The sequence below is a fragment of the Paraburkholderia sp. genome, assembly GCF_049581445.1.
GTDB lineage: Bacteria > Pseudomonadota > Gammaproteobacteria > Burkholderiales > Burkholderiaceae > Paraburkholderia.
Window position 1 is genome coordinate 1 of the sequence record NZ_JBAURZ010000175.1, and the last position, 9,122, is coordinate 9,122.

General features: G+C 61.7%; 9 protein-coding genes and 1 pseudogene. 2 read left to right on the plus strand and 8 right to left on the minus strand.

Features of this window, described 5'->3' with window-relative positions:
• The 3 genes and pseudogenes from WCA85_RS16000 to WCA85_RS16010 form a co-directional block, all read right to left on the minus strand.
• A pseudogene (locus WCA85_RS16000) lies at window positions 1-154 on the minus strand (electron transfer flavoprotein subunit beta/FixA family protein); the annotation flags it as partial.
• A gap of 313 nt (window positions 155-467) precedes the next feature.
• Window positions 468-1,121 carry a methionine ABC transporter permease gene (locus WCA85_RS16005; RefSeq protein WP_424065470.1) on the minus strand — a complete coding sequence of 218 codons (654 nt, stop codon included), beginning with the start codon at window positions 1,119-1,121 and terminating at the stop codon, window positions 468-470.
• Window positions 1,111-2,145, minus strand: coding sequence for a methionine ABC transporter ATP-binding protein (locus WCA85_RS16010; RefSeq protein ID WP_424065483.1), 1,035 nt, complete (start codon window positions 2,143-2,145; stop codon window positions 1,111-1,113). Before WCA85_RS16010 ends, WCA85_RS16005 begins: the two co-directional genes overlap by 11 nt.
• A gap of 330 nt (window positions 2,146-2,475) precedes the next feature.
• On the opposite strand from WCA85_RS16010, the gene WCA85_RS16015 reads away from it, so the two are divergent.
• Entirely contained in the window at window positions 2,476-3,342 is an 867-nt protein-coding gene (locus tag WCA85_RS16015; RefSeq protein WP_424065485.1) for a lysophospholipase, read from the plus strand.
• A 33-nt stretch (window positions 3,343-3,375) separates the two neighbouring features.
• Here the strand turns inward: WCA85_RS16015 and WCA85_RS16020 are convergent, their stop codons facing one another.
• Together WCA85_RS16020 and WCA85_RS16025 are read right to left on the minus strand one after the other, a co-directional pair.
• Window positions 3,376-4,197 carry an enoyl-CoA hydratase gene (locus WCA85_RS16020; RefSeq protein ID WP_424065471.1) on the minus strand — a complete coding sequence of 274 codons (822 nt, stop codon included), beginning with the start codon at window positions 4,195-4,197 and terminating at the stop codon, window positions 3,376-3,378.
• Window positions 4,198-4,264: 67 nt separating this feature from the next.
• Window positions 4,265-5,188 carry a histone deacetylase family protein gene (locus WCA85_RS16025; protein WP_424065473.1) on the minus strand — a complete coding sequence of 308 codons (924 nt, stop codon included), beginning with the start codon at window positions 5,186-5,188 and terminating at the stop codon, window positions 4,265-4,267.
• Between the two features lie 216 nt (window positions 5,189-5,404).
• Here WCA85_RS16025 and mltB point away from each other — a divergent pair, with 216 nt between their 5' ends.
• Window positions 5,405-6,721, plus strand: coding sequence for a lytic murein transglycosylase B (gene mltB, locus WCA85_RS16030; RefSeq protein ID WP_424065475.1), 1,317 nt, complete (start codon window positions 5,405-5,407; stop codon window positions 6,719-6,721).
• Between the two features lie 189 nt (window positions 6,722-6,910).
• Here the strand turns inward: mltB and cysM are convergent, their stop codons facing one another.
• From cysM to WCA85_RS16045, 3 genes are all read right to left on the minus strand, one after another.
• Complete coding sequence (cysM, locus tag WCA85_RS16035) at window positions 6,911-7,813, minus strand: cysteine synthase CysM (RefSeq protein WP_424065477.1); 903 nt, start codon at window positions 7,811-7,813, stop codon at window positions 6,911-6,913.
• 315 nt (window positions 7,814-8,128) lie between these two features.
• Entirely contained in the window at window positions 8,129-8,503 is a 375-nt protein-coding gene (locus WCA85_RS16040; protein ID WP_424065478.1) for a ComEA family DNA-binding protein, read from the minus strand.
• Window positions 8,504-8,580: 77 nt separating this feature from the next.
• The coding region (locus WCA85_RS16045; protein WP_424065480.1) for an NAD-dependent epimerase/dehydratase family protein at window positions 8,581-9,122 on the minus strand (542 nt) is incomplete at its 5' end.

The window sequence follows — 9,122 nt, forward strand, 5'->3', positions numbered from 1 at the left end:
CTTCCTTCAGGCGCACGGCTTCTTCCACCGCGATTTCGTCGAACGGGTTCATCGACATCTTGACGTTTGCAATGTCGACGCCCGTGCCGTCCGACTTCACCCGGACTTTCACGTTGTAATCGACCACTCTCTTGACTGGCACCAGGATTTTCATGCACACGCTCCAAAGTTACGAATACGTCAACCCAACGGACATTATAACGACAGCCTCATCGTGGCCGCCCCGTGGATTGGATGACAGCGAGGATAGCGCTCCTCAGTGGCGTGACAGCAATAACGAACGATCGTTCTATTTTAATCCCGAAAAAACCCTGGGGACAAGCCCGGGCTCCGACTTTCGACTCTAATTCGTGATTTGCCGTCGTCGATGACCGTTGTCCTGCTCACCTGGCGGCAATCGTCGTGCCGCCGTATTTGTTATCAATGTACGGCTTCACTTCCGGCGACAGGTCCGGATAAGCGGCGATCTATTTATGGCTCAAGCGGCGTACAAGCCAATCCCCAAAAGATTGCACCGCTTGCACGAAGACGATCAGGATCAACACAACCGTCCACATCACTTCAGGCTCGTACCGCTGGTAGCCGTAGCGAATTCCCAAGTCGCCGAGTCCGCCGCCGCCAATTGCACCCGCCATGGCCGAATAGCCCACCAGCGAGATGAAGGTGATCGTGAGGCCCGCGACCACGCCTGGCCACGATTCGGGCAGCAGCACCTTGAAGACGATCTGGCGAGTGGTTGCGCCCATGGCCTGAGCCGCTTCGATCAGACCGCGATCCACTTCGCGCAGCGCCGTTTCAACAAGGCGGGCAATGAATGGCGCGGCAGCGATTGTCAGCGGCACGACGGCGGCAGCTGTGCCAATGGACGACCCAACCACCAGGCGCGTGAACGGAATCACCGCGACCAGCAGAATGATGAACGGCGTCGAACGCACCGCGTTGATCACGACTCCCATCGTGCGATTAAGTGCGACGTTCTGCAACACGCCCTGACGGTCCGTCAGATACAGAAGCACACCTAACGGCAAGCCGACCACAGCGCCGACCAGCCCGGAAATGCCCACCATGATGAGCGTCTCCCAGAACGACTGGACGAACATATCGAACATTTCACTCAACATATGACATCTCCTCCACCACCACGCCCTGTTCACGCAGATACGTCAGCGCCTGTGCCACCTTCGCCGGTTCGCCGCCCGCCAGTACCGCGAGCGAGCCGAACGCCTGCCCCTGGATCTCATCAATCTGGCCGTGCAGGATGTTCAAATCGAGCTCGTAGCGGCGAATCGTTTCCGAGAGGATCGGCTGATCGACACCTGAGCCGGTGAACGCAAGACGCAGCAAATGTCCGCTGCCGGTTTTCAGACGTTCGGCCACGCGCGCCTTCATCGCCGGCGGCAACTCCTGGGCGATCACATCGCCGATCAGTGCGCGCGTGACTTCGTGATGCGGTTGCAGGAACACATCGATCACCTTGCCGTGTTCGACGACGCGGCCTGCATCCAGCACGGCAACCCGATCGCACACCTGTTTGATGACGTCCATCTGGTGCGTGATCAGCACGATGGTCAGACCGAGTTCGCGATTGATCCGCTTGAGCAGATCGAGAATGGCGCGCGTGGTTTCCGGATCGAGCGCCGATGTGGCCTCGTCAGAGAGCAGCACCTTTGGCTTGCTCGCCAACGCCCGGGCAATCCCGACGCGCTGTTTCTGGCCACCGCTGATTTGCGCGGGATAGCGGTCCTTCTGTGCCGACAGGCCGACCAGTTCGAGCAAAGGCAATACGTTCGCTTCGATCTCGTCGCGCTTCATGCCGGCCAGTTCGAGTGGCAGCGCGACGTTCTCGTACACGGTACGTGAGGACAGCAGATTGAAGTGCTGGAAGATCATTCCGATCTCGCGCCGCGCCTCGCGCAGTTGCGCGGCGGGCAGCGTCGTGAGATCGCGCCCGTTGACGACGATATTGCCTTCAGTGGGGCGCGTAAGCAGATTGATGGTGCGGACCAGCGTGCTCTTGCCCGCGCCGCTGCGGCCGATGATGCCGAATACCTCGCCCGCTGGAATCGACAGGCTGATATTGTGCAACGCCTCGACCCAGCCCCGAGGCCCGGCGAAGCGCTGGGAAATATTGCGGATTTCGATCATGAAAAAGCGAAACGGCGGGGCTGCCAACGAGCGCCATGCGCTCCGGACCAGCGGCCGCCGTATCTTCTGATTAGGATTTGAGCCGCGATTTTACCTCAGCGTCATCATTCCCTTTAATAATCAATTCCGATCGTTTCATAACCACAGGGAATTAGAGGACTGTCCCGTTGGCCGGACTCACGCCAATCAGGGCGGTGCGACTATGATCGGGCGGAATAAAACGACGACGGCGAGACGATGGAGACAATCGATAACAACGATGCGCGTTCGGCTGCCGAAGCTGCGAGTGGTCGCATGCAGGGCGACGGCACAATCTGGTCGACTCCGAACATGGATGCGACTGCGGGGGCGTTGACACACGTCGTCACGGGCGACGGCCTTGAACTGCCACTTTACCGCTGGCCGACGTCGAGCAAACCACGCGCGCGGGTCGCACTCCTGCACGGCCTCGCGGAACACGCGGGCCGTTACGCTGCGCTCGCACACCGCCTGAACGCGGCAGGCATCGAACTGCTCGCTATCGACTTCCGCGGCCATGGCCGTGCGCCGGGCAAGCGGGTGCGGATCGATCGCTTCGACGATTATCTGCTCGACGCCGAAGCCTTGCTCAACGTCGCCGCTCGCAAGGATGGATCGCCTGAGAACGTGCCGCTGTTCCTGATGGGTCACAGCATGGGCGGTGCGATTGCCGCGCTGTACGCGGTCGAACGGCTCACCGGCAGCGGGCATTCGCTGGCCGGGCTGATTCTGTCGAGCCCCGCACTCGCGCCGGGGCGCGACGTGCCGCGCTGGATGTTGACGATGAGCCAGATCATCAGCCGCCTCTGGCCTGGCTTTCCGGCTATGAAGATCGATGCTGCACTGCTCTCGCGCAATCCCGCCATCGTCGAGGCCAACCGCAACGATCCGCTGGTGCATCACGGCTCGATTCCGGCGCGTACGGGCGCAGAGATGCTGCTGGCGATGGCGCGCATCGAACGCGGCCGCGCCGGTCTGCAGGTGCCCCTACTGGTGTATCACGGGACTGCCGACAAACTCACCGAACCCGACGGCAGCCGCGCCTTCGGCGCGCACGCTGGTTCGCCCGACAAGACGCTCACGCTGTACGACGAGAGTTATCACGAAACGATGAACGACCTCGACCGCGATCGGGTCATTGGTGAACTGATTGCGTGGATTCAGGCGCGCTCGGTTTGAACTGGCCTTGCCCAGCGCGGGGCACGGCAATACTTAACGCGGCCAATCCGGCGCACGCTTGTCGATAAACGCCTGGACACCTTCGAGCGCCGACTCGTCCATCATGTTGCAGGCCATGGTCTGCCCGGCCAGCTGATAAGCGGCTTCAACGCCCATCTCCAGTTGCCGGTAGAACAGTTCCTTGCCCGCCCGAACCGCCTCGGCGGGCTTTGCACAGATGCTTGCCGCGAGTGAAGCTACCGCGGCATCAAGTTCCTCGAGCGGCGCCACACGATTGACGAGCCCTCGCTGCTGCGCCTCGTACGCGTCGATGAACTCGCCCGTCAACAGCATTTCGAGCGCTGCCTTGCGCGACACATTGCGCGATAGCGGCACCGCTGGCGTTGAGCAAAACAGTCCCAGGTTCACGCCGGACACGGCAAAGCGCGCTGTCTCGGCGGCGACGGCCAGATCGCACATCGCGACAAGCTGGCAGCCCGCCGCAGTGGCAACGCCATGCACGCGGGCAATCACCGGCTGAGGCAGACGCTGGATGGTCATCATCAGCTTCGAACAGCGTGCGAACAGCGCCTGGTAGTACGCGAGCGAAGGCGCCGCGCGCATCTCCTTCAAATCGTGACCTGCGCAAAAAGCCCGGCCCGCTCCCGCGATCACCACAACCCGTGCGTCCGTTTCAGCCAATGCCGCGAGATCGGCCTGCAACACGTCGAGCAATGCTTCGGACAACGCGTTAAAGGCCTCCGGTCGGTTCAGCGTCAGACATACGAGGCCACGCACACCGTAGGCGTCGTGCGTCACCTCGACCAGTGTTGCGCCTGTCTCAGCGGGGTTCGAAGCTGGCAGGTTCGCGTTCATGATCCACCCTTGCTGTTGCTCCGTTCAGATCGCTCAGACGTTGCCCCGATTGCGAAGCCACGCTGGCTCAGATCCCGGCCAACGCGCGGACATGCGCCACCACGCTGCGCCCGAGCGCCGACAGGTTATAGCCGCCCTCCAGACAACTGACGATGCGGCCACCTGCATAGCGGCTAGCGATCTCGCGGACCTGATCGGTCAGCCACGTGTAATCGTCCTCGACAAGGCCCATGTTGCCGAGATCGTCTTCGCGATGCGCGTCGAAACCGGCCGAAATGAAAATCATCTCCGGCTTGAACGCATGCAGCCGCGGCAGCCACATCATGTCCACGGCCTCACGCACTTCCATGCCCTTCGAGCGGGCCGGCATCGGCAAGTTGACCATGTTGGATGCCTGATTGTCCGCGCCACTAAACGGATAGAACGGATGCTGGAAAAAGCTGCACATCAGTACCCGTGAATCGCCCGAGAAGGCGGCCTCCGTGCCGTTGCCGTGATGGACATCGAAATCGATAATCGCCACACGTTGCAGACCATGCACCTCGAGCGCATGACGGGCGGCAATCGCCACGTTGTTGAAGAAGCAAAAGCCCATCGCACGTGCCGGTTCGGCGTGGTGGCCGGGTGGACGCACACTGCAGAAGGCGTTGTCATAGCGTCCTTCGATCACGGCGTCGGTCGCGGCCATCGCGGCGCCTGCGGCACGTAACGCGGCCTGCCACGTGTGCGGATTCATCGACGTGTCGGGATCGATCTCCGCATAGCCCGTTTCGGGTGAGCGGCTGCGGACGTAGTCGACGTGCGCCTGGGTATGCACGCGCAGCAGCGCGGCTTCATCAGCAAGCGGCGGCGACTCGCGTTCGATCAGCGTGTCGATGCGGCTTGCGATCAGTTGATCTTCGATTGCCTGCAGGCGCGCGGGGCATTCGGGATGCCATTGCCCCATCTCGTGAAGCAGACAGTCTGCGTGGGAATAAAAGGCCGTTGCCATGATTCTCTTCTACGGCGCGCCGTGCGAGCGGCGCGCGGCATGCCTCCGTTCAAAGGTGAGCCCGCACGGCGCACCCAATACCGTCAAGTTACCACACCATGCGCCAACGACGCGCCGCCGCAACGGTTCTGCACCGTTTTCGCAGATGGCCTCGGGTATACTGCCCCGTGTCTTTCATCCCCTTCCGCCTCCTTCGCACTGCGCTCCCAGTTCACTATGACCGTCAAGCTTGCTCCGTCCGCACGTATCCGGCTACGCACCCAGACCGTGGCCGCCGTACTGTCCGTTGCGTGGTGCGTCTTTGCGGCAGCCACGCCGGCCGAGGCACAGACCAGCGCGCCCAAGTCGCGCCTGCTCTTGACGCAGGCTCAACCTCAGCAGCCGGTGCCGCAGGGGCAGACCTTCGAAGAAGAGATCATCCCGCAGCGCTACGCGAATAACCCGGATGTCGACGGCTTCATCAACGACATGGTGGCGCGCTACGATTTCGATCCCGCCGCATTGCATGCGCTGTTCGCTCGCGTGAGCTATTCGACGACGGCGGTCAAGCTCGTCACGCCTTCGCCCACGCCGTCGATCAAGAACTGGCACGTGTATCAGTCGCGCTTCCTGGACCCGGTGCGCATCAATGCGGGCGTGCGCTTCTGGCGCAACAACGCAGCTACGCTGCAACGCGCCTATGAGCAGTTTGGCGTGCCGCCGGAAGTGGTTGTCGGCATCATCGGCGTCGAGACCATCTACGGTCGCTACATGGGCAATTTCCGTGTGCTCGACGCGCTGACCACGCTGGCCTTCGACTATCCGAACACGCCCAACCGCGCCGACCGCGAACAGACCTTCCGCAAGAATCTCGAAGACTATCTGGTATGGACGCGCGACTCGCAAATCGATCCCGCCACGGTGCTCGGCTCGTATACCGGCGCGATCGGCATTCCGCAATTTCTGCCGAGCAGCATCGTGCAGTACGCGATCTCTTATGACGGCAACAAGCAGGTTGATTTGCGCACCAGTCAGGCCGACGCGATTGGCAGCGTGGCGAATTATCTGAAGCAGAACGGTTGGGAAAATGGCCGGCCGGTAGTGTGGAATATCGGTTCGGACGCCGGCAGCATTGGTATTGCTCAAGCTGCGGCCGACGGTCAGCCCGAGCCGCATTGGCCGCTCGAGCAACTGCTGCGCGCGGGCATGCTGATGAATGCGCCGGGTATCGATATGGCTGCGGAAGCGGGTACACCTGTCGCCATCATCGACTTGCCGTCCCCCGGACTGCCTACCGAATACAAGCTCGGCCTGAAAAACTTCTACGTACTGACGCGCTATAACCGCAGCTTCTTCTATGCGCTCGCGGTGTATCAACTCGGCCAGCAGGTGAAGGCACAGATGATTGCGTCTGGTGATCTCGACAGCAACGGCTCGCGGGTCGGCATGCCGGCTGACGCGGCACCGGCACCTGCTGCTCCCTCGCCTGCGCCGATGCAAATGCCGGCGCCGGGCACGGTGCCCTCGCTGACGCCCGCGCCGGACTCTCAGTAAGTCTCCCGCGCCCGACCCCGGAGCGTGCCAAACGAAAAGCGCCGGTCGTATTGAAATGCACCGCACAAGTTGGACAGCAATCCAACTTGTGCGGTGCATTTCACAACCAGCGCTTCTTTGCTACGGGCAAGGCCTGGCGGTAACGACACTCACAAAGCCTCCGCCAGCCTCTTTAGACCAGAACAGCCATTACGCCGGAAACACGCCGGTGGACAAATACCGATCGCCGCGGTCGCACACCACGAACACGATGGTCGCGTTCTCGACCTGACGCGCAATCCGCAGTGCCACTTCGCATGCACCCGCAGCGGAAATGCCGCAGAAAATCCCTTCGACAGCCGCCATTCTGCGAGCCATCGCTTCCGAGACAGCCTGGCTTACGCTTTCGACTCGATCGACGCGGCTGCGATCGAAAATCTTCGGCAGATACGCTTCCGGCCACTTACGGATACCTGGAATGCGCGAACCCTCTTCCGGCTGCGCGCCGATAATCTCCACCGCCGGATTCTGTTCCTTCAGACACTGCGACACACCCATGATCGTGCCGGTCGTTCCCATGGCCGAGACGAAATGCGTGATGCGCCCTTCGGTTTCCTGCCAGATTTCCGGGCCGGTTGTTTCGTAGTGGGCAAGCGGATTGTCCGGGTTGGCAAACTGGTCGAGGATGATGCCCTTGCCCTCACGTTGCATCTGCTCAGCGAGATCACGCGCGTACTCCATGCCGCCCGTCAACGGCGTAAGGACGATTTGCGCGCCGTAGGCGGCCATGCTCTGGCGGCGTTCGACGGAGAGGTCCTCCGGCATGAGCAGTACCATCTTGTAGCCACGAATGGCTGCCGCCATGGCGAGCGCGATGCCCGTATTGCCGCTGGTTGCCTCGATCAGCGTATCGCCCGGCTTGATGCGGCCGCGCGCTTCGGCTTTCTTGATCATCGAAAGCGCCGGACGATCCTTCACCGAGCCCGCCGGATTGTTGCCCTCCAGCTTGCCCAGAATCACGTTGTTGCGGCTGCGAATCTCTTCGTCAGGCAAGCGAACGAGTTGAACGAGCGGCGTATTGCCGATCGTGTCTTCAATAGTTTTGTAAGCCATAGTGGGGGTGCGGTACTGTCGGTGCGGGGAGTCTGCAATCCAAGGATTCTAAACCACCGTGCCTAAGCCTGCCGGGCAGCCCTGCTACCGGCATGGATGCCCGCAGGCGCAGTACGGAAAGATGGCGGCGTGGCAGAGTCTTCCACGCAAAAAGCCCGCGGCTGAGTACCGCGGGAGCCAGTCATACGAATGACGGCTGAAGGAGCGATCTGTGCCAACTCCAACCTGAAAAGACGTTTCCATCGCGGCGGCACGCACCTGGGCACGCGTTTTAGCGCACAGGCAAGAACCCATGCAGGCGCGCGCCGCCTAGTGCTATTTCTTCACCACCACCGACGCTCCGCCCTTCTGAGCACCCGCCGCTGCGGTCGTAGCGGTGGTGGCTTTGGTCTGCGCAGACGCCGCAGTCTGTGCGCCAGCAGCAGCGCCAGCCGGACCGACACCGAGACCTTCCGCCTGCAGGCGCTCGACAGTATGCCCGCCCATGCCCTTGACGCGCTTGCCGAGATCGGACGGGTCCTTGAACGGGCCGTGCGCGTCGCGCTCGTCGAGGATCGCTTTCGCTTTGGAGGCGCCAATACCTTTGATGCCACGCAGCGCAGCTTCGTTGGCCGTGTTGACGTCGACCGCTGCGTACGCGTGACCAAACGCGGCGAGCATTGCCGCCGTAACCATAATTTTTCGCAACATGTGGAATCTCCCTCGTACTACCTGCCGGTGACGACCACCGGCCAGGAGATTCCAGTTTAGAGAGGTCTGCGAACGATTTATAGCTGGCCGGATAGCCAACGCACGTAGCGGTCGACGCCTTCCTGCACGCTCAGAAACGGCGCGTCGTAGCCGGCCGCGCGCAGCTTCGTCTGGTCTGCCTGCGTGAAACACTGATACTTGCCGCGCAGTGCGTCGGGAAACGGAATGTACTCGATCAGCCCGCGTTGCACCTGCTCCGCGAGCGACAGCGGCGGTTCATTGTCGAGCGCGCGCAGCGTGTTGACCACCGTGGTCGCGATATCATTGAACGGCTGAGCACGGCCGCTGCCCAGATTGAAAATGCCCGACTTCTCCGGATGATCGAAGAAGTGCAGGTTGACCTTGGTGACGTCTTCGACGGAAACGAAATCGCGCGTCTGCTCACCCGCCGCATAGCCGTTGTACTCGCCGAACAGCTTCACCTTGCCTTCAGCGCGGAACTGGTTGAAGTTGTGAAACGCCACTGACGCCATGCGCCCCTTGTGCGTTTCGCGCGGCCCGTACACGTTGAAATAGCGAAAGCCGGCAATCTGGCTTTTCGCCGTAGGCAGCACGCGGC